Annotated in this window: 15 protein-coding genes; 3 read left to right on the top strand and 12 right to left on the bottom strand. The window is 71.9% G+C overall.

The annotated features are described in order from the left end of the window. Positions 1–5 precede the first annotated feature (5 nt). The 8 genes from IF19_RS0123350 to IF19_RS0123315 all read right to left on the bottom strand — a co-directional run bounded on the left by IF19_RS0123350 (position 6) and on the right by IF19_RS0123315 (position 9,602). Positions 6–1,217, bottom strand: coding sequence for a phosphoglycerate kinase (locus IF19_RS0123350; protein ID WP_030118082.1), 1,212 nt, complete (start codon positions 1,215–1,217; stop codon positions 6–8). Positions 1,218–1,331: 114 nt separating this feature from the next. After that, the gene (gene gap, locus IF19_RS0123345) at positions 1,332–2,342 is read right to left on the bottom strand and encodes a type I glyceraldehyde-3-phosphate dehydrogenase (protein ID WP_030118081.1); all 1,011 of its coding nucleotides are present in this window, start codon (positions 2,340–2,342) and stop codon (positions 1,332–1,334) included. 300 nt (positions 2,343–2,642) lie between these two features. Next, positions 2,643–3,644: a DNA-binding protein WhiA gene (whiA, locus tag IF19_RS0123340; RefSeq protein ID WP_030196255.1), complete on the bottom strand. Its 1,002-nt coding sequence runs from the start codon at positions 3,642–3,644 to the stop codon at positions 2,643–2,645. Further along, on the bottom strand, positions 3,635–4,669 hold the full coding sequence (locus IF19_RS0123335; protein WP_030118078.1) for a gluconeogenesis factor YvcK family protein: 1,035 nt from the start codon (positions 4,667–4,669) through the stop codon (positions 3,635–3,637). The genes whiA and IF19_RS0123335 overlap by 10 nt, the downstream gene beginning before the upstream one ends. Continuing rightward, positions 4,666–5,625 carry an RNase adapter RapZ gene (gene rapZ / locus IF19_RS0123330; protein WP_170757466.1) on the bottom strand — a complete coding sequence of 320 codons (960 nt, stop codon included), beginning with the start codon at positions 5,623–5,625 and terminating at the stop codon, positions 4,666–4,668. Before rapZ ends, IF19_RS0123335 begins: the two co-directional genes overlap by 4 nt. Then, positions 5,622–7,862, bottom strand: a complete 2,241-nt coding sequence (gene uvrC, locus IF19_RS0123325) for an excinuclease ABC subunit UvrC (protein ID WP_030118076.1) — start codon at positions 7,860–7,862, stop codon at positions 5,622–5,624. The genes rapZ and uvrC overlap by 4 nt, the downstream gene beginning before the upstream one ends. Before the next feature lie 134 nt (positions 7,863–7,996). Beyond that, complete coding sequence (locus IF19_RS0123320) at positions 7,997–8,995, bottom strand: hypothetical protein (protein ID WP_234310381.1); 999 nt, start codon at positions 8,993–8,995, stop codon at positions 7,997–7,999. Positions 8,996–8,999: 4 nt separating this feature from the next. Next, positions 9,000–9,602 carry a papain-like cysteine protease family protein gene (locus IF19_RS0123315; protein ID WP_030118074.1) on the bottom strand — a complete coding sequence of 201 codons (603 nt, stop codon included), beginning with the start codon at positions 9,600–9,602 and terminating at the stop codon, positions 9,000–9,002. A gap of 225 nt (positions 9,603–9,827) precedes the next feature. Here IF19_RS0123315 and IF19_RS0123310 point away from each other — a divergent pair, with 225 nt between their 5' ends. Then, positions 9,828–10,754 carry a hypothetical protein gene (locus IF19_RS0123310; RefSeq protein ID WP_030118073.1) on the top strand — a complete coding sequence of 309 codons (927 nt, stop codon included), beginning with the start codon at positions 9,828–9,830 and terminating at the stop codon, positions 10,752–10,754. 184 nt (positions 10,755–10,938) lie between these two features. Here the strand turns inward: IF19_RS0123310 and IF19_RS0123305 are convergent, their stop codons facing one another. Further along, complete coding sequence (locus IF19_RS0123305) at positions 10,939–11,367, bottom strand: Rieske (2Fe-2S) protein (protein WP_030079520.1); 429 nt, start codon at positions 11,365–11,367, stop codon at positions 10,939–10,941. Between the two features lie 211 nt (positions 11,368–11,578). Next, complete coding sequence (gene uvrA, locus IF19_RS0123300) at positions 11,579–14,632, bottom strand: excinuclease ABC subunit UvrA (protein ID WP_030121907.1); 3,054 nt, start codon at positions 14,630–14,632, stop codon at positions 11,579–11,581. Positions 14,633–14,807: 175 nt separating this feature from the next. Between uvrA and IF19_RS0123295 the strand changes: the two genes are divergently transcribed. Continuing rightward, on the top strand, positions 14,808–15,497 hold the full coding sequence (locus tag IF19_RS0123295; protein ID WP_030118070.1) for a maleylpyruvate isomerase family mycothiol-dependent enzyme: 690 nt from the start codon (positions 14,808–14,810) through the stop codon (positions 15,495–15,497). Between the two features lie 10 nt (positions 15,498–15,507). After that, positions 15,508–16,164, top strand: a complete 657-nt coding sequence (locus IF19_RS0123290; protein ID WP_030118069.1) for an MBL fold metallo-hydrolase — start codon at positions 15,508–15,510, stop codon at positions 16,162–16,164. 252 nt (positions 16,165–16,416) lie between these two features. On the opposite strand, the gene IF19_RS0123285 is transcribed toward IF19_RS0123290, so the two are convergent. Then, entirely contained in the window at positions 16,417–17,436 is a 1,020-nt protein-coding gene (locus IF19_RS0123285) for a TerC family protein (protein ID WP_030118068.1), read from the bottom strand. 253 nt (positions 17,437–17,689) lie between these two features. Beyond that, positions 17,690–19,020, bottom strand: a 1,331-nt coding sequence (locus IF19_RS0123280; RefSeq protein ID WP_030290085.1) for a hypothetical protein, incomplete at its 5' end; no start/stop codon positions are given.

Here is a 19,020-nt window from a genome sequence, read left to right as displayed (position 1 = left end):
AAAGGTCAGTCCTCCAGTGCGGCGAGCCCGGGAAGCGTCTTGCCCTCGAGGTATTCGAGGCTCGCGCCGCCACCGGTCGAAATGTGTCCGAAAGCATTCTCGTCGAAGCCCAGGATGCGGACGGCCGCGGCGGAGTCGCCGCCGCCGACGACGCTGAATCCCGGGGAGTCGACGAGCGCCTGGGCGACCGCGCGGGTGCCGTCGGCGAAGTCGGGGTGCTCGAAGACGCCCATCGGGCCGTTCCAGAAGACGGTGGCCGCGTCGGCGAGCTTCGAGGCGTAGAGCTTGTTGGTCTCGGGCCCGTTGTCCAGCCCCATCTGGCCGGCCGGCATGGCGTCGGCGGCGACGGTGGTGGGGTGGGCCGGGGCCTTGGTCTTGAGGTCCGGGAAGGACGGGGCGACCACGACGTCGACGGGGAGGACGAACTCCACGCCCTTCTCCTCGGCGCGCCGCAGGTACTCCTGGACGGCCGGAATCTGGTCCTCCTGGAGCAGCGAGCTGCCGACCTCGTGCCCCTGGGCCTTGAGGAAGGTGTACGCCATGCCGCCGCCGATGAGGATGCGGTCGGCGCGCTCCAGCAGGTGGTCGATCACGCCGAGCTTGTCGGAGACCTTGGCGCCGCCGAGCACGACCGCGTAGGGCCGCTCGACGTCGGTGGTCAGCTTCTTGAGGACGCCGACCTCGGTGGCGATCAGGTAGCCCGCGTAGTGCGGGAGCCTGGCCGGGAGGTCGTAGACCGAGGCGTGCTTGCGGTGCACCGCGCCGAAGCCGTCGCCCACGTAGACGTCGGCCAGTTCGGCCAGCCGGTCCGCGAAGGCGCCGCGCTCGGCGTCGTCCTTGGAGGTCTCGCCGGGGTTGAAGCGGAGGTTCTCGACGACGGCGACCTGGCCGTCGGCGAGACCGGCGACCGTGGCGGTGGCGGACTCGCCGACCGTGTCCGTCGCGAAGGCGACGTCGGCGCCGAGGAGTTCGCCCAGGCGGGTCGCGGCGGGCTCCAGCGAGAACGCCGGGTCCGGGGCGCCCTTGGGGCGGCCGAGGTGGGAGGCGACGACGACCCGCGCGCCGGCCTCGGCGAGCTTGGCGATCGTCGGGACGACGGCGCGGATGCGGCCGTCGTCGGTGATCGTGGTGCCGTCGAGCGGCACGTTGAGGTCGGCGCGGACGAATACCCGCTTGCCCGCGACCCCTTCGGCGAGAAGTTCGTCGATCGTCTTCATCTGGTCTTCCGTAGCTCCTTGCAGGGACGGATGAACATGCTAGGAGGCTCGACCGGCGCGTCATTGCGCCGGTCGAGCCTCCTACTCACATCGATGTGCCGGCCGGCCCGAGGGTCAGAGCTGCTCGCCGACGAAGACCGTGAGGTCGACGAGGCGGTTGGAGTAGCCCCACTCGTTGTCGTACCAGCCGAGGATCTTCACCGACGTCCCCTCCTGGACCATGGTCATGGCGGAGTCGAAGGTGCAGGACGACGGGTCGCCGACGATGTCCGAGGAGACGATCGGGTCCTCGGTGTACGTCAGGAAGCCCTTGAGGGCGCCGTCGTCGGCGGCCTTCTTGAACGCGGCGTTGACCTCGTCCTTGGTGACCTCGCGCGACAGGGTGACGACGAGGTCGGTGGCGGAGCCGGTCGGGACCGGGACGCGCATCGCGATGCCGTCGAGCTTGCCCTTGAGCTGCGGGAGCACCAGGGCGGTGGCCTTCGCGGCGCCCGTGGTGGTCGGGATGATGTTCTCGGCCGCGGCGCGGGCGCGACGCAGGTCCTTGTGCGGGAAGTCCAGGATGCGCTGGTCGTTGGTGTACGCGTGGACCGTCGTCATCAGACCCTTGACGATGCCGAAGTTCTCGTCGAGGACCTTGGCCATCGGCGCCACGCAGTTGGTGGTGCAGGAGGCGTTGGAGATGACGTTGTGCTGGGCCGGGTCGTACTCGTCCTGGTTGACGCCCATCACGATGGTGATGTCCTCGTCCTTGGCCGGAGCCGAGATGAGGACCTTCTTGGCGCCGCCCGCGATGTGCTTCTCGGCGTCGGCCTTCTTGGTGAAGATGCCGGTCGACTCGATGACGATGTCGACGCCCAGCTCACCCCAGGGGATGTCGGCCGGGTTGCGCTCGGAGAGCACCTTGACGGTGTGACCATCGACGGTGATGGTGTCGGCGGTGTGGCTGACCTCTGCCTTGAGACGACCCAGGATGGTGTCGTACTTCAGCAGGTGGGCCGTGGTCGCAGTGTCACCCAGGTCGTTGACAGCCACGATCTCGATGTCCGCACCCTGCTCGAGCAGCGCGCGGAAGTAGTTGCGACCGATGCGGCCGAAGCCGTTGATGCCTACGCGGATCGTCACGAACCGATCTCCTCGTTAGGTACGCCGGTTTTCGACGCCGGCGAGTTGTATAGGGATGTCCCCGACCGCTTCCGACCCTACCTCTCCGGGGGCCGGGAGGTGACATCGAGAGGGCCTCTCCGCGCCACCGGATACGGCCGGAGGCCCGTACTCGCCAGTAGGAGCACGGGCCTCCGTTTCGCCGGGAAGGACCGGGGTCACGACGGGCCGGGACCGAGGTCGTGACCGGCCGGGACCAACGTCCCCCGCTCGCGCCGGAGTCGGCGGGCGGCCGCCGTCCGGCGGTCCGGGAGCGCTCCCTCAGCCGACCAGCCCGTCGGCCAGCTCCTCGCTCATCTCCTCGCTGAGGGTCGACTCGGTCCCGGGGATGCCGAGGTCCTGGGCCCGCTTGTCGGCCATCGCCAGCAGCCGGCGGATGCGGCCGGCGACCGCGTCCTTGGTCAGCGGCGGGTCGGCGAGCGCGCCCAGCTCCTCCAGCGACGCCTGCTTGTGCTCCATGCGCAGCCGCCCCGCGGCGGCGAGGTGCTCGGGAACCTCCTCGCCGAGGATCTCCAGCGCTCGGCCCACCCGGGCCCCGGCGGCGACCGCGGCGCGGGCCGAGCGGCGCAGGTTGGCGTCGTCGAAGTTGGCGAGCCGGTTGGCCGTGGCGCGGACCTCGCGGCGCATCCGCCGCTCCTCCCAGGCGAGCACCGCGTCGTGCGCGCCGAGCCGGGTCAGCAGGGCGCCGATCGCGTCGCCGTCGCGGACCACGACCCGGTCCACGCCGCGCACCTCGCGCGCCTTGGCGGCGATGGAGAGCCGGCGGGCCGCGCCGACGAGGGCCAGGGCCGCCTCCGGGCCCGGGCAGGTGACCTCCAGCGAGGAGGAGCGGCCGGGCTCGGTGAGCGAGCCGTGGGCGAGGAACGCGCCGCGCCAGGCCGCCTCGGCGTCGCAGGTGGCCCCCGAGACCACCTGCGGGGGCAGGCCCCGGATCGGGCGGCCGCGGCCGTCGACCAGCCCGGTCTGGCGGGCGAGCTGGTCGCCGCCCGCCACCACCCGTACGACGTAGCGCGAGCCGCGCCGCAGTCCGCCGGGGGCCATCACGATCAGCTCCGAGCTGTGCCCGAAGATCTCCAGGATGTCGCGCTTGAGGCGGCGGGCGGCGTTGCCGGTGTCCAGCTCCGCCTCGATCACAATCCGGCCGCTCACCAGGTGCAGCCCGCCCGCGAACCGAAGAATCGCCGAGACCTCCGCCTTCCTGCAGCAGGTCCGGGTGACGGGAAGATGAGAGATTTCGTTCTTCACCGCTGGCGTCATCGCCATGGGCCGATCCTTCCATGCATCCGAAAAATACGGTCGTACGCGGCGGCCAACAGCTCCTGATCATGGACCGGAACGCCGTCGGGCGATGCCACCGGCGCCAGCTCGACCGCGGCCCCGAGCCGCTGGGCCGCGTCGGCCAGGGAGTCACGATCGGGCACGGCGGCCTCATCGGCCAGCACCACGTCCAAGGCGAGTTTAGGGGCGTGTCGCCCCAAAACCTCCAAATGACGCTGCGGTGAGAAGCCTTCTGTTTCACCGGGCTGCGGGGCGAGGTTCAGCGAGAGGACCTTGCGGGCCTTGGTGGTCACCAGGGCGTCGAGCAGTTCGGGCACGAGGAGGTGCGGGATCACGGAGGAGAACCAGGAGCCGGGGCCGAGCACCACCCAGTCGGCGTCCAGGACCGCCTCGACGGCCTCCGGAACGGCCGGCGGGTCGGGCGGGACCACGTGCACGGACTGCACCTCGCCGGGGGTGAGGGCCACGGTGGCCTGGCCGCGCACGGTGACGATCGCGTCGGGCAGCTCCGGGTCGTGGCCCTTGACGAGCGCCTGGAGCTCCAGCGGGACCGCCGACATCGGCAGCACCCGGCCGTTCGCGCCGAGCAGCTTGCCGACCAGGTCGAGCGCCTGGACGTGGTCCCCGAGCTGCTCCCAGAGGGCGACGATCAGCAGATTGCCGACCGCGTGCCCGTGGAGCTCGCCCCGCGACTCGAAGCGGTGCTGGACGACCCGGGACCAGGTGCGGCCCCAGTCGTCGTCGCCGCACAGCGCGGCGAGCGCCTTGCGCAGGTCGCCGGGGGGCAGCACGCCCAGCTCCTCGCGCAGCCGGCCGCTGGAGCCGCCGTCGTCCGCGACGGTCACCACGGCCGTGAGGTCGCCGGTGATCCGGCGCAGCGCCGTCAGGGACGCCGAGAGGCCCATGCCGCCGCCGAGTGCGACGACCTTGGGCTGAGCACCGCGTTTGCGGCCGGAGAGCGCCGAGCCGGCGCGGCTCAGGCGCCGCATCCGCAGATTGCGTCCGGTCACTCTCGCCCCATGTCACGGTGAACGAGCACGGTCTCGATGCCCTCGGCGGCGAGGCGCGCGGAGAGCTTCTCGGACATGGCGACGGAGCGGTGCTTGCCGCCGGTGCAGCCGACGGCGATGGTCACGTAGCGCTTGCCCTCGCGGCGGTATCCCGCGGCGATCAGCTGGAGCAGCTCCGTGTACTGGTTGAGGAACTCCTTGGCGCCCGGCTGGTCGAAGACGTAGTCGGACACCTCGGTGTTGACCCCGGTGAAGGGGCGCAGCTCGGGGACCCAGTGCGGGTTGGGCAGGAAGCGGCAGTCCACGACGAGGTCGGCGTCGACGGGCAGGCCGTACTTGTAGCCGAAGGACATCACCGTGGCCCGCAGCTCCGGCTCCGACTCGCCCGCGAACTGGGCGTCCATCTTGGCGCGCAGCTCGTGCACGTTGAGGCTGGAGGTGTCGATGACCAGGTCGGCGTCGCCGCGCAGCTCGCGCAGCAGGTCGCGCTCGGCCGCGATGCCGTCGACGATGCGCCCGTCGCCCTGGAGGGGGTGCGGGCGGCGGACGGACTCGAAGCGGCGGACCAGGGCGTCGTCGGAGGACTCCAGGAAGACGATGCGCCGGGTGACGTGCTTGGCCTCCAGGTCCGCGAGGGACTCGCGGAGGTTGTCGAAGAAGCGGCGTCCGCGCACGTCGACGACGACGGCGATCCGGGCCACGTTGCCCTGCGAGCGGGCGCCCAGCTCGACCATGGTGGGGATCAGGGCGGGCGGCAGGTTGTCGACGACGAACCAGCCGAGGTCCTCCAGACACTTGGCGGCGGTGCTGCGGCCGGCGCCCGACATCCCGGAGATGATCACCAGCTCGGGGATGGCGGCCTCGCCCGTCTCGGCCGGGGTGTTCGTGCTCACGTCTGCTGCTCCGTCTGCTCGTTCTGCGGCGTTCTGTGCGGTCGTACGGCTGTTCTCGGTCATGAGCTGTCCCCGTCGTCCTCTTCGATGATCTCTCCTGTGGCCGTGTTCACGGCAGGCGCCGCGGGAGCGGTCGCGGCGAGGGCGGCGGCCACCGATTCCGCCGTCCTGCGCCCTATCCCGGGAACCTCGCAGATCTGGTCGATCGTCGCCTGCCGGAGCTTCTTCACCGAGCCGAAATGCTTGATCAGGGCCTGCTTGCGGGTCTCGCCGAGGCCGGACACGTCGTCGAGGGGGCTGGAGCGGATCCGCTTGGCGCGTTTGGCCCGCTGGTAGGTGATGGCGAAGCGGTGGGCCTCGTCCCGGATGCGCTGGAGGAGGTAGAGGCCCTCACTGGAGCGGGGCAGGACGACGGGATCGTCGTCGTCCGGCAGCCAGACCTCTTCGAGCCGCTTGGCCAGGCCGCAGACGGCGATGTCGTGAATGCCCAGTTCGTCGAGGGCGCGCTGGGCGGCAGCCACCTGGGGCTGCCCGCCGTCGACGACGACGAGCTGCGGCGGGTAGGCGAACCGCTTGGGGCGGCCGTCCTCCTCCCGGGGGCCGGTCGCGTCGTCCGGGGAGGCGGGGGCGAGGGGCGGCGCCGGGACGGGGCCGGTGGCGGCGGGGCCCTCGGGGGCTGTGGGGGCTGTGGGGGCTGTGGGGGCTGTCAAGCCTGCGGAGGCTGCCGGGCCTTCGAGCGCTCCCGGGCCTCCGGCTGCTTCCGGGACGCCGGGGACGGGGCCGACGGCGGACGGGCCTTCCGCCGTCTCCGGGCTGCCGGGGGCGGGTCCGGCGGCGGGCGGGGCGGCTTCCGTGGCCGGGGCGTCGGACGCGGGCTGCTCGTCCCCCTCCCCCGTGCGCTCCTTCTCCTGGAGGTAGCGCTTGAAGCGGCGGCCGATCACCTCGTGCATCGAGCGGACGTCGTCCTGGCCCTCGAAGCCCTTGATCTGGAAGCGGCGGTACTCGCTCTTGCGGGCCAGCCCGTCCTCGAACACCACCATGGAGGCCACCACGTCGTCGCCCTGGAGATGGGAGATGTCGTAGCACTCGACGCGCAGCGGCGCGGCGTCCAGGCCCAGCGCCTCGGCGATCTCCTCCAGGGCGCGGGAGCGGGTGGTCAGGTCGGAGGCCCGCTTGGTCTTGTGGAGTCCGAGCGCCTGCTGGGCGTTGCGCTGGACGGTGGCCATCAGGTCCTTCTTGTCGCCGCGCTGCGGGATGCGCAGGCTGACCTGGGAGCCACGGCGGTCGGTGAGCCACTGCGAGACGGCGTCCGGGTCCTCGGGCAGGGCGGGGACCAGGACCTCCTTGGGGACGGCGTCGCCGCGCTCCTCCCCGTACAGCTGCTGGAGGGCGTGTTCGACGAGGCCGGAGGTGTCGACCGCCTCGACCTTGTCGGTGACCCAGCCGCGCTGGCCGCGCACCCGGCCGCCGCGCACGTGGAAGATCTGGAGGGCGGCCTCCAGCTCGTCCTCGGCGACGGCGATGAGGTCGGCGTCGGTGGCGTCGGCGAGGACGACCGCGCTCTTCTCCATGGCCCGCTTGAGGGCCCCGGCGTCGTCGCGGAGACGGGCGGCCCGCTCGTACTCCATCTCCTCGGCCGCCTGGGCCATGTCCTTCTCCAGGCGGCGGATGTAGGTGCCGGTGCGGCCGGCCATGAACGCGCAGAAGTCCTCGGCCAGCTCCCGGTGCTCCTCGGGGGTGACCCGGCCGACGCAGGGGGCCGAGCACTTGCCGATGTAGCCGAGGAGGCAGGGGCGGCCGGTGCGCTCGGCGTTCTTGAAGACCCCGGCGGAGCAGGTGCGGACGGGGAAGACCCGCAGCATCAGGTCGACGGTCTCGCGGATCGCCCAGGCGTGGCCGTACGGTCCGAAGTAGCGCACGCCCTTCTTCTTGGCGCCGCGCATGACCTGGACCCGGGGGAACTCCTCGTTGAGCGTGACCGCGAGATACGGATAGCTCTTGTCGTCGCGGTACTTGACGTTGAACCGGGGGTCGAACTCCTTGATCCAGGAGTACTCCAGCTGGAGCGCCTCGACCTCGGTGGAGACGACCGTCCACTCGACGGAGGCGGCCGTGGTGACCATCGTGCGCGTGCGCGGGTGGAGATTGGCCAGGTCCTGGAAGTAGTTGGCCACGCGCTGGCGCAGGTTCTTGGCCTTGCCGACGTAGATCACCCGGCGGTGCTCGTCGCGGAACTTGTAGACCCCCGGGGAGTCGGGGATCTCTCCCGGCTTGGGGCGGTAGCTGGAGGGGTCTGCCATGTCTCACACCCTACTTGCGGGCGGTGACAGCGTGTCGTCCTCATGTGTCGCCGGGGGCGGTGCCGCGCTCCGGGGCGCCGGGGAGGGGTGTGCGCACCCCGGAGCGCGGTCCTGCGGGCCGGTGGGGCCGCCGCTCAGGCGCCCGTGGCCGGTGACCGTCCGGCACGGCCGCGCCGGCGGAGCGCGGCGCCCCCGATCAGGGCGAGGGTGAGCAACGCCCCGGCCCCGGCGGTGGCCGAGACGGCGGTGAGCGCCGTACCGGGCGTCCCGGCCGCCGTACCGGCCGGGGCGGGGCTTCCGGCGAGGGCCGCGCCCCGGGCGGGGCCCGGGGCGGGAGCGGGGGCCGGGCCGGTGGCCGCCTCGGGGCCGTAGCCGCCCGCCTTTCCGGAGCGGGCGTAGCCGGAGCCGGGGAGCTTGTCGCCGTACGCCTGCCGGACCCGGGCCCGGTAGGCGTCCAGGGTGGCCCCCTTCGCCCCCACGGCGGTCCGCGCGTCCTCGTCGAGCGGGAGGACCCGGGAGGCGTCGTGGACGTACCAGGCGTCGATCTGCGGTTCGCGGAACACCGTGCCGCCGGGGAGCGCACGCGCCCCCTGGGCGGCGTAGCGGGCCTCGTCGTCGCCGGTGGCGATGTTCACCACCTGCCAGGCGTCGCTGCCGCCCGCCCCGGGGACAGTCCACAGCGACGCCTTCTGGCCGTCGGAGGAGACGGCCGTGCTGGCGAGGTAGTCCAGGGTGCTGGGGGCCGCCCCGGGCTTCCCGGCCACGAAGGCGGCGGAGAGCGTACGGACGGGGACGGCCTTCCCCTCGATCCGGGGTTCGCTCGCCTTCGCGCTCACGGCGCCCTCGCGGGCGAAGAATCGGGAGAGGGTGGTGAGGGTCGCGGGCTCGGTGGCGGCTTCGTGGGCCGCTTCGAGGGTCGTGGCGGTCAGCTTCGGCGGGGCCGCCCGGCCGTCGTCGGCGAGCGCGGGCGCGGCGGCGGTGAACAGGGCCGCTCCGGTGAGCGCCGCGGCGACGGCGATACGGCGGGTGGCGCCCGTGTGACGGGCGTCGCCGGTACGCCGGGTGACGGCGGCGCGGTGGGGGGTGGCGGCGCTGTGTTCGGTGGTGTCGGTGTGACGAGTGGTGGAGTTCATGTCCTCACGCCCCGATCCGGTAGAGCGAGTGGGTCCAGGAGAACTCGTTGTTGTTCACGTACCAGGCGTGCGAAGCCCAGTTGTAGCGGTCGCTGGAGGGCCACGGGTCGCCCCAGTAGACCCAGCTGTTGGCGTCGTCGTACCCGTAGATGACGTGCATGTGGCCGCCGCCGGAGGACCACTGGATACGGGTCTCGATCGGCCGCCTGGCGGATATCTCGGCCTGCACGGTCGGGTAGCGCAGCCAGCCGGTGACGTAGCTGCCGGGCCTCACGCCGGCCCAGGACAGACCGGTCTGGACGTTGCCGAGGGTGGCCTGCGAGTTGGGGCACTGCGTGTTCTGGTTGCGGTTGAAGGCGGCGTTGCAGAACTGGTTCTGGCTGTAGCCGCGGCCGAACCAGGTGGCGATGGTGTTGCCGCCGGCCGCCCAGCACCAGTTGCTCTGCTGCTGCGCCTGCATGGTGATGTCGAGCCGCTGGGCTGCGGCGACGGTGGAGCCGGCGGGGGCCTGGGCGGCGGTGGCGGTGGCCGCCGGGACGGCGAGCAGGACGGCGGCCAGGAGGGCGGTGAACGAGAACCTTCCGGGCCTGACTCTTCGGGTGCGCATGGCGTTCCTCCCAATGCGGGGGTGGGGATCGGAGGAGCGCGTCCGGACGCTGACGATGAGCATCGGGCGTTGTCCGGAGCAGGTCAACACGCTTCAATGCGAGGTGACATCACGGTGTGAACGGCACGGCGTCCGTGTGAACGGCCCCGTCCGGTCACCTGCTCCCCCGCGTCCCCGGCGGGCGGTGTCGCCACTCCCCACGTGAACGTTCACCGGAGGCCCGCCATGCGGCAGACCGAGACCGAACTGGCGCAGGTGCTGCGGACCGGCCCGTTCCATCTGGCCCTGCGGACGGCCCTGTCGGTGCGCGGGCTGCCGCTCCAGCGGGTGCAGCACCATCTGGCGCACCGGGGCGTCAAGCTCGGGGTGACGAGTCTCAGCTACTGGCAGCAGGGGGCGCGCCGGCCCCGGCGCGCCGAGTCGCTGCGGGCGGTGCGGGCGCTGGAGGAGGTGCTGTCGCTGCCGGACGATTCGCTGCTGCGGCTGCTGCGCGACACCGACGCCCCGGCGGAGGGAGACCGTCCGGCGGGGCGTTCGTACCGGTCGCTGGTGGAGGCGTCCGGTTCGGTGGAGCGGCTCCTCGCGGCGATGGAGTCACCGGTGGACGGCGGGCTGCACACGGTGGGGCACCAGGAGCGGGTGCGGATCGGGGCGCGCCGCGAGCTGGCGGGCCGCACCTCCCGGCACGTGGTGCGCGCGCACCGCGACGGCGTGGACCGCTATCTGGCGGTGCACCGGGGCGATCCGGGGTGCGAGCCGGCGCGGATCGCGGTGCGCGCCCTGGAGAACTGCCGAACGGGCCGGGTCCGCTGGGACCGGGAGGCGGGGGTGCTGGTGGCGGAGCTGCTGTTCGACACCCGGCTGCGGTCCGGCGAGACGTACCTCTTCGGCTACGGCTTCGAGGACGGCACGGGCGGGGCGAGCGACGAGTACGTACGCGGCTTCAGCTTCGGGGGCGGCCAGTACGTGCTGCAGGTCGGCTTCGACGAGTCGGCGCTCCCGGTGCGGTGCCGCCGGTTCGCCCAGGCCTCGGCGGGGTCGGTGCGCGGGGCCCGCGAGGACCTCACCCTGACCGGCCGGCACCGGACCGTACACCTGGTGGAGGAGGGCGTACGGCCGGGGCTGATCGGGATCGACTGGGACTGGGAGTGAGAGGCCGGGCCGGGGCCTACCCGGGCGTCGGGAGCTGGGGGCTGGGAGTCGGACGACGGGCCGGGCTCGGGCTTCGGAGCCCTGCTCAGGCGAGGGGGCCCGGTGCTCAGGCGTCGGGGTCCAGCTCAAGCAACGGGGGTCGGTGCTCAGGCTTCGGGGCCCGGCTCAGGCGAAGGGGCCCGGCTCAGGCGTCGGGGCCCGCGACGAGCTTTCCGCCCTCGGCCGTGACGGGGACGGCGGGCAGCGGCACGGTGGCCGGGCCCTTCACCGGCTGGCCGGTGGTCATGTCGAAGCGGCTGCCGTGGCAGGGGCAGTGGCCCTCGGTGCCCTCGACCTTGTCCAGGACGCAGCCGCCGTGGGTGCACTGGGCGCTGAACGCCTTGTACTCGCCCTTCGCCGGGCAGACGACGACGAGGCGCTGCTCGCGGTAGAGCTTGGCCCCGCCGACGGGCACCTCGGAGGCGGCCCCGAGGTCCACGGGGGCGGTCGGCGTGGGGTTCTTGGCGTGGCCGAGCTTGGAGTCGGTGGAGCAGGCGGCCGCTCCCAGCCCGGCGGCGCCCGCGAGCGCGGCACCCTTCAGCACGGTACGGCGGGCGGCGGGCAGACCGGGCATGCGGACTCCACGGGTCGTTGTTCGGGGCGGATCACGGAGGATCTCGGCGGACCGGGTCGCCGGACGGCGTGGGGCGGCGAGGCGTCCCCGTATCCCTGCGGTCCGTGACAGAACCGACCATACCGGCGGGGAACGAAAGCCCTGCGACCGGGCCGCCCCGCCCGCCCCGCCGGAGTACGTGATCCGGTGGGGCGGGCGGGGCGGCGGACGCTCAGGACTTGCGGGCCCGGGCGGTCTTCTTGGCCGTGGCCGTCTTGGCCGTGGCCTTGGTCGTGGCCGTCTTCTTGGCCGCCGCCTTGGTCGTGGCGGCCCGGGACGCCGCCGCCTTCTTCGCCGGGGCCGCCTTCTTCGCCGAGGCGGTCGTACGGGCGGCCGCCTTGCGGGGCGCCCGGCCCGAGGGCACCGCGGCCTCCGCGATCCGGTCCGCGTCCAGGATGCCCTGGAGGAACTTCCCGGTGTGACTGGCGGGCACCGACGCGACCTCTTCCGGCGTTCCCTCGGCGACCACCAGGCCACCGCCGCTGCCGCCTTCGGGGCCCATGTCGACGACCCAGTCGGCGGTCTTGATGACGTCGAGGTTGTGCTCGATGACGATCACGGAGTTCCCCTTGTCCACCAGGCCGGAGAGCACGGTGATCAGCTTGCTGATGTCCTCGAAGTGCAGACCGGTGGTCGGCTCGTCCAGGACGTAGACCGTGCGGCCGGTGGAGCGCTTCTGGAGCTCGCTCGCCAGCTTGACGCGCTGCGCCTCACCCCCGGAGAGGGTCGGCGCGGACTGGCCCAGCCGGACGTAGCCGAGGCCGACGTCGTTGAGGGTGCGCAGGTGGCGGGCGATCGCGGGCACGGCCTCGAAGAACTCCAGGCCCTCCTCGATCGGCATGTCCAGTACCTCGGCGATGGACTTGCCCTTGTAGTGAACCTCCAGGGTCTCCCGGTTGTAGCGCGCTCCGTGGCAGACCTCGCACGGGACGTACACGTCGGGCAGGAAGTTCATCTCGATCTTGATCGTGCCGTCGCCGGAGCAGTTCTCGCAGCGGCCGCCCTTGACGTTGAAGGAGAAGCGGCCCGGCAGATAGCCGCGCACCTTCGCCTCCATCGTCTCCGCGAACAGCTTGCGGACGTGGTCGAAGACTCCGGTGTACGTCGCCGGGTTGGACCGGGGGGTCCGGCCGATCGGGGACTGGTCGACGTGGACCACCTTGTCGACCAGGTCGTCGCCGTCGACCCGGGTGTGGCGGCCGGGGACCGACTTGGCGCCGTTCAGCTCGCGGGCCAGGTGGGTGTAGAGGATGTCGTTGACCAGCGTCGACTTGCCGGACCCGGAGACGCCCGTGACGGCGGTGAGGACGCCCAGCGGGAAGGAGACGTCGATGTCCCGCAGGTTGTTCTCCCGGGCGCCGTGCACCGTGAGGCTGCGGGCCGGATCGACCGGGCGGCGGACGTCCGGCGTCGGGATCGACCGCTTGCCGGACAGATACTGACCGGTGATCGACTGCTTGTTGGCCAGCAGCTCCTTGAGCGAGCCGGAGTGGACGACCTTCCCGCCGTGCTCGCCCGCGCCGGGGCCGATGTCCACGACCCAGTCGGCGACCTTGATGGTGTCCTCGTCGTGCTCGACGACGATGAGCGTGTTGCCCATGTCGCGGAGGCGGACCAGGGTCTCGATGAGCCGGTGGTTGTCGCGCTGGTGCAGTCCGATGGACGGCTCGTCCAGGACGTACAGCACGCCGACCAGACCGGAGCCGATCTGGGTGGCCAGCCGGATGCGCTGGGCCTCGCCGCCGGAGAGGGTGCCGGCCGCGCGATTCAGCGAGAGGTAGTCCAGGCCGACGTCCACCAGGAACTTCAGCCGTTCGTTGACCTCCTTGAGCACCCGCTCGGCGATCTTCTTGTCGCGGGCGTTCAGCTTGAGGCGGCCGAGGAACTCCGCGCACTCGCTGATCGACATCGCGGAGACCTCGGCGATGGACTTCTCCATCACCGTCACCGCGAGCACGATCGGCTTGAGGCGGGTGCCCTCACAGGTGGGGCAGGGCACCTCGCGCATGTACCCCTCGAAGCGCTCCCGGCTGGAGTCGCTCTCGGCCTCGGTGTGCCGCCGCTTGACGAACTGCACGGCGCCTTCGAAGGCGGGGGTGGTGTAGGCGCGCTCGCGCCCGTAGCGGTTGCGGTAGCGGACCTCGGTCTGGATCTTGTGGCCGTACAGCAGGGCCTTCTTGGCGCGCTGCGGCAGCCCGGCCCAGGGGATGTCCGTCCGGAAGCCGAGCGCCTCGGAGAGCGCGCCGATCAGCCGGCCGAAGTACTCCTTGGTGTGGCCGTGGGACCAGGGGTGGATCGCCCCCTCGTCGAGGGACTTCTCCTCGTCCGGGACGATCAGCTCCGGGTCCACCTCCATGCGGGTGCCGATGCCGGTGCAGTCGGGGCAGGCTCCGAAGGGCGAGTTGAAGGAGAAGGAGCGCGGCTCCAGCTCCTCGAAGGAGAGGTCGTCGTACGGGCAGTACAGGTGCTCCGAGTACATCCGCTCGCGCTCGGGGTCGTCCTCGGGGAGGTCGACGAAGTCGAGCACGACCATGCCGCCGGAGAGGCCGAGCGCGGTCTCGACCGAGTCGGTCAGCCGGCGCTTGGCGCTGTCCTTGACGGTGAGGCGGTCGACGACCACCTCGATGGTGTGCTTCTCCTGCTTCTTGAGCGTGGGCGGCTCGGCGAGCTGGATGGTCTCGCCGTCGACCCGGGCGCGGCTGTAGCCCTTGGTCTGGAGGTCGGCGAAGAGGTCGACGAACTCGCCCTTGCGCTCGCGCACCAGCGGCGAGAGGACCTGGAAGCGGCTGCCCTCGGGCAGGCCGAGGACCTTGTCGACGATGGCCTGCGGCGACTGCCGCGAGATCGGCCGGTGGCACTCGGGGCAGTGCGGCTTGCCGATCCGGGCGAAGAGCAGGCGGAGGTAGTCGTAGACCTCGGTGATCGTGCCGACCGTCGAGCGCGGGTTGCGCGAGGTCGACTTCTGGTCGATGGAGACGGCCGGGGACAGACCTTCGATGAAGTCCACGTCCGGCTTGTCCATCTGCCCGAGGAACTGCCGGGCGTACGAGGAGAGCGACTCGACGTAGCGACGCTGCCCCTCGGCGAAGATCGTGTCGAACGCGAGGGAGGACTTGCCCGATCCGGAGAGCCCGGTGAAGACGATGAGGGAGTCACGGGGCAGATCGAGCGAGACGTTCTTCAGGTTGTGCTCGCGCGCGCCACGGACGATGAGACGGTCGGCCACGCCGGTCCGCACCTTTCTAGAGAGAAGCGGGGGAACTGAGCCCCTCTCCCAGGGTATGGGGGGCGCCACAGCGGTGTCAGAGGCTTTCGACTCCGAGCGTATAGCACGCACATTCGATTTACGGCTGACCTCGGACTCCTTCACCCGAACGAGTGGCGGAGCTAGGCTCGGCCGCATGATGGATCATGCGCACGACCTGGGAGCTGTACGCGGGGCGACCGAACGGCTGCTCGACGCAGCCGGTCGACTGGACAACGCCTCGATCGGCGAGGCGTCACGGTTGCCCGGTTGGAGTCGGGGCCATGTCCTGACCCACCTGTCACGTAACGCCGACGCGCTCGTGAATGTTCTCCGGGGCCTCCCGATGTACGCGAGCAGCGAAACCCGCGACGCGGACATCGCCGCCGGCGCCCCCCGCCCGGCGGCGGAGCAGCTGAAGGACGTACGGGAGAGCGCGGACGCCTTTCAAGCCGTCGCGGCCGAGCCGGCCGACTGGACCCGTACGGTCGCCCTGCGCAACGGGGTCACCGACTCCGCGGCCCGGCTGCCCTTCCGCCGCTGGGTCGAGGTGGAGCTGCACCACGTCGACCTGGGCATCGGCTACGAGCTGGAGGACCTGCCCGCCGACTTCGTGGAGCGGGAGATCGCCTTCCTCGCCGACCGCTTCCTGGGCAACGAGGACGTGCCCGCCACCGCGCTCACCGACCGCGACGGCCGCACCTGGAGCACGGGCGGCGGGCCGCCGAGCGCCCTGGTGACCGTGCAGGGGTCCGCCGTCGAGCTGCTGGGCTGGCTCAGCGGCCGCCGGGACGGCTCCGCGCTGACCGCCGCCGGGGGCCCGCTGCCCGCGCTGCCCCCGCTATAGGCTGAGCCGCATGACGTACAGCGGAGCGGTGAAGGTCGGCGGACCGGCGAGCGTGCACGAACTGACGGACCTGATGATCTCCAAGGTCGCCGTCGGCACGATGAACAACAACGCGTATCTGCTGCGCTGCCGGGCCACCGGCGAGCAGTTGCTGGTCGACGCGGCCGCCGAGCCGGAGACCCTGCTCACGCTGATCGGTGACGGCGGCATCGCGTCCGTCGTCACCACCCATCGGCACGGGGACCACTGGCAGGCGCTGGCCGAGGTGGTCGGGGCGACCGGCGCCCGGACGTACGCGGGCCGGGACGACGCCGAGGGCATCCCCGTGCCGACCGACGTCCTGGTCGGGGACGGCGACACGATCACCGTGGGCCGGGTCGAGCTGACCGCCCGCCATCTGGTCGGCCACACCCCGGGCTCCATCGCCCTGGTCTACGACGACCCGTACGGCGCCCCGCACCTGTTCACCGGGGACTGCCTCTTCCCCGGCGGGGTCGGGAACACGCACGACGACCCCGAGGCGTTCGCGAGCCTGCTGAACGACGTGGAGACGAAGCTGTTCGACCGGCTGCCCGACGAGACCTGGGTCTACCCGGGCCACGGCGACGACACGACGCTCGGCGACGAGCGCCCGCAGCTCCCGGAGTGGCGCGCCCGCGGCTGGTAGCGCCCGCGCCCAGCCTCCGCGCCCGTCCGCCCCGTGCGGACGGGCGCGTCTTCTTGCCCCCGTACGGACGTCCCCGTACGGACGGGCGCGGCTCCCTGCACGCAGGCGTCGGCGCCGGAAGCCCGGCCCCCGTACGCCTCATCGGACCCGTGGGCCCGTACGCCCACGCAAGCGGCCGGGGTGGAACGGCTTGCGCCGTCACCACCCCGGCCGCTGCCGGTGTGTCCCTGTGCCGCCCGGGGCGGCCCCGGGTCAGCTGTTGAGGGTCTTGCTCTCCTCGTCGGACGGGCCGGCGGCCTCCGCCTTCCGGGCCTCCTCCGCCTCGGCCGCCGCCATCTTCTTGCTGGCGACGAGGCTGGTGATCGTGGTGACCACCAGGACACCGCCGATGACGGCCAGGGAGAACGGGATCGACACGACGGGCACGTGCACCCCGGACTCGTGCAGGGCGTGCAGCACCAGCTTGACGCCGATGAAGCCGAGGATCACCGACAGGCCGTAGCTGAGGTGGACCAGCTTCTTCAGCAGACCGCCGATGAGGAAGTACAGCTGGCGCAGGCCCATCAGCGCGAACGCGTTGGCCGTGAAGACGATGTACGGGTCCTGGGTCAGGCCGAAGATCGCCGGGATCGAGTCCACCGCGAACAGCACGTCGGTCATACCGATGGCGAGCATGACCACCATCAGCGGCGTCATGACGCGCTTGCCGTTGTCGCGGATGAAGAGCTTGGTGCCGTGGTACTTGTCGGCGACGCCGAAGCGGTGCTCGATCGACTTCAGGAGGCGGTTCTCCTCCCAGTCCTCGTCCTCTTCGTCGGCTCGCGCCTCCTGGATGAGCTTCCAGGCGGTGTAGATCAGGAACGCGCCGAAGATGTAGAACACCCACGAGAAGTTCGCGATCACGGCGGCGCCGGCGGCGATGAAGATCGCCCGGAGCACCAGGGCGATGAGCACCCCGATGAGCAGCACGCGCTGCTGGAGCTGGGCGGGCACCGCGAACTTCGCCATGATCAGGACGAAGACGAAGAGGTTGTCGACGCTCAGCGACTTCTCGGTGATGAATCCGGCGAAGAACTCGCCGGATGCCTGGCTCTCGCCGAAGGCCATGAGGCCGAATCCGAAGATGACGGCCAGCGCGATCCAGACGATCGTCCAGATTCCGGCTTCCTTGGTCGACACCTCATGGGGCTTGCGCCCGATGAAGAAGTCGACGGCGATGAGGGCCGACAGACCAAAGATGGTCAGGGCCCACACGGTCCATGAAACGTCCACTGCGCCTCCGGCAGTTCGCTACGGCTACTGATTCAGCGTCGTCGCTGCCGGAGGTCTCTTCCACCCGTGCGCACGGTGTGCGTCCGGGCCGACGCCCCGGGACCGATGGCGGTCCGTACTGACGGGCACGTCGCGTAAGGAGTACTCCCCTCCGTTCGTCGAAGAGTACAGGCATCACCAAGGATTGGTAAAGGAAAGAGTAAAGAAATCGTCAAAACCGCAGGTAAGGATCGTGTGGTGGCCGTGTGTGCGATCAGCGTCCGGCGGCTCGGCGAGCAGCCGCGACCGCTGCCAGGACCTGTTCCAGCACACGGCTGCCCGGCGGGACGGTGAGGGGCTCGTACGTCCAGGCGTGCCCGACCCAGGGGTCGGCGAGGTGGCTGTCGGCGACCGGGGTGATCCTCAGCAGCGACCGCCACAGCGGGTCGAGCACCGGCCCGTACGCGCTCGCCTCCTCCCGGTCCGCGACCATCATCAGATGCACCCCGACCGATGGGCCCTCGTCCGCGAGGTAGCGGAGCTGGGTGACGGCCCGGTCGTCGAAGCCGTGCGGGAAGTCGTTGACGACCAGGAGCTGCTCGCCGGTGTCCAGGTCGGGCGGGAGCGAGTCGGCCGCCCCGGCGCGCACCGCCATCTGCACCAGGTCCACCCGCCGGGTGAGGTGGGCGAGGACCGAGGCCACGCCCTGGGCCCCGGCGGCGGGCGGTCCGGCGAGGACTCCCGCCTCGACGAGCGGCGCCAGCGGGCCGGCCGCCGAGCCCGCGGGGTCGATGACGTGCACCGCGAACTCGCCGGGCGGATACACGGCCAGCAGCCGCGCCGCGAGGGCGACGGCGGTGTCCACGGCCGCCCGGCGCAGGCGGCCGGTGTCCGTCGCCACGGCGGCCTCGGGCGCCGTCCGGCCGCTGTCCACCCAGATTCCGCGCTCCAGCGGCAGCCGCACCAGGAGCGGGATGCGCAGATCGGTGCGCTCGGGGAGGTGGAGGTCGCCGATGCGCAGGGCCATCGGTATCTCCATGGGGACGCGGTGGGCGTGCCAGACGGGGTTGGCCCATCCGGCGTACGCCGCCGGGAGCGCGGGTTCGACGACGCCCGCCTCGGCGGCCAACTGGGTCAGATCGCGGTCGAGGGCCTCCCTCGCCCGGGAGGCGAGCTCGTCGCGTTTGGCGCGGGCCTGTTCGCGGGCGCGGTCGCCCGCGCCGCCGATCCGGTTGCGCGGGTCGGCGAGGGCCCGGTCGAGCTCCTGGTCCATCCGGGACTCGGCGAAGTCCACGGCGCTGCGGTAGGCGGCGACCGCGCGGGCCAGGTCCTCGAACATGCCCCAGATCTGGTTGTAGAGGCGCTCGTCCATCGACCAGCCGGTGGCGTCGCCCGCGACCGGCTGGGCCGCCTGGCCGGGCTGGGCGGGCGCCGCGGCGGGCGGGGGCGGCGGCGGTGCGGCGTGCTGCCGGCGCGGGTGCGCGTAGTCGATGGGGCCGCCGGTCGCGGAGCCCGACCCGTCCGGGCGCGGGGAGGTGGGCGGCTGCGCGGCGCGGTGCCCGGCCGTGGCGGCGGGGTCGGTCAGCGGCTCGGGGGGTTCCGGGG

Origin of the sequence: Streptomyces californicus (assembly GCF_000717645.1) — a bacterium.
Classification (GTDB): Bacteria; Actinomycetota; Actinomycetes; order Streptomycetales; family Streptomycetaceae; genus Streptomyces; species Streptomyces californicus.
Note: the sequence above shows the minus strand (reverse complement) of the source record. Positions and strands in the feature narration are given on the sequence as shown.

Bases quoted from the DNA above. Each gene is read 5' to 3' on its own strand.
- IF19_RS0123305 (WP_030079520.1), bottom strand. From the start codon at position 11,367: ATGCCCGGTCTGCCCGCCGCCCGCCGTACCGTGCTGAAGGGTGCCGCG.
- IF19_RS0123320 (WP_234310381.1), bottom strand. From the start codon at position 8,995: ATGAACTCCACCACTCGTCACACCGACACCACCGAACACAGCGCCGCC.
- IF19_RS0123295 (WP_030118070.1), top strand. From the start codon at position 14,808: ATGATGGATCATGCGCACGACCTGGGAGCTGTACGCGGGGCGACCGAA.
- IF19_RS0123290 (WP_030118069.1), top strand. From the start codon at position 15,508: ATGACGTACAGCGGAGCGGTGAAGGTCGGCGGACCGGCGAGCGTGCAC.
- IF19_RS0123315 (WP_030118074.1), bottom strand. From the start codon at position 9,602: ATGCGCACCCGAAGAGTCAGGCCCGGAAGGTTCTCGTTCACCGCCCTC.
- uvrC (WP_030118076.1), bottom strand. From the start codon at position 7,862: ATGGCAGACCCCTCCAGCTACCGCCCCAAGCCGGGAGAGATCCCCGAC.
- IF19_RS0123350 (WP_030118082.1), bottom strand. From the start codon at position 1,217: ATGAAGACGATCGACGAACTTCTCGCCGAAGGGGTCGCGGGCAAGCGG.
- whiA (WP_030196255.1), bottom strand. From the start codon at position 3,644: ATGGCGATGACGCCAGCGGTGAAGAACGAAATCTCTCATCTTCCCGTC.
- IF19_RS0123310 (WP_030118073.1), top strand. From the start codon at position 9,828: ATGCGGCAGACCGAGACCGAACTGGCGCAGGTGCTGCGGACCGGCCCG.
- rapZ (WP_170757466.1), bottom strand. From the start codon at position 5,625: ATGACCGAGAACAGCCGTACGACCGCACAGAACGCCGCAGAACGAGCA.